This window comes from Streptomyces sp. BE20 (assembly GCF_036322525.1).
GTDB lineage: Bacteria > Actinomycetota > Actinomycetes > Streptomycetales > Streptomycetaceae > Kitasatospora.
Genome location: NZ_JAQYWW010000763.1, coordinates 1 through 509, shown reverse-complemented (window position 1 = coordinate 509; position 509 = coordinate 1). Strand labels below are relative to the sequence as shown.

Annotated in this window: 2 protein-coding genes; both read right to left on the bottom strand. The window is 69.2% G+C overall.

Going from position 1 to position 509, the window contains the following annotated elements; translation table 11 throughout:
* Nucleotides 1-39: 39 nt before the first annotated feature.
* A complete protein-coding gene (locus PUR61_RS16535) occupies nt 40-246 on the bottom strand; it encodes a DUF397 domain-containing protein (RefSeq protein WP_329879612.1) in 207 nt (68 codons plus the stop codon).
* Between the two features lie 101 nt (nt 247-347).
* On the bottom strand, nt 348-509 hold a 162-nt coding region (locus tag PUR61_RS16530), incomplete at its 5' end, for a DUF397 domain-containing protein (protein ID WP_329879613.1).

The following is a 509-nucleotide window of genomic DNA, read 5'->3' as shown; positions in this document are numbered from 1 at the left end:
CGCCCGGTCGTGCCGGGCGGAGCCGTCGGGGAGCGGTTGTCAGGCGGTGCCGAACTCACTGGACCGGACGGCGTCGACGAACGCGGCGAAGGCGTCGGCCTCGAAGACGAGCGCGGGGCCTTGGGGGTCTTTGGAGTCGCGCACGGGAACGGTACCGGGGAAGCTCGCGGAGACCTCTACACACTGACCGCCGTTGTCGGAGTATGACGATGTGAACCAGGATGCGCCGGACAGCTCGGGGTTCATGGGGCTAGCTCCTTTCGAGCCTTCTGGGTGGAGGCCAGGGAGGCTTTCTCGGACAGCACTTCAACCACTTGCGCAGGTCGGGGCCGGCGGGGGAGCGGTTGTCAGGCGGTGCCGAACTCGCCGGACCGGACGGCGTCGACGAACGCGGCGAAGGCGTCGGCCTCGAAGACGAGCGCGGGGCCTTGGGGGTCTTTGGAGTCGCGGACCGGGACGGCGCCGGAGAATCCTGCGGCGACTTCAACGCAGTTCCCGCCGTTCTGGCT

Excerpts from the sequence above, each read along its gene's own strand:
- PUR61_RS16535 (WP_329879612.1), bottom strand. The coding sequence starts at position 246 with ATGAACCCCGAGCTGTCCGGCGCATCCTGGTTCACATCGTCATACTCC.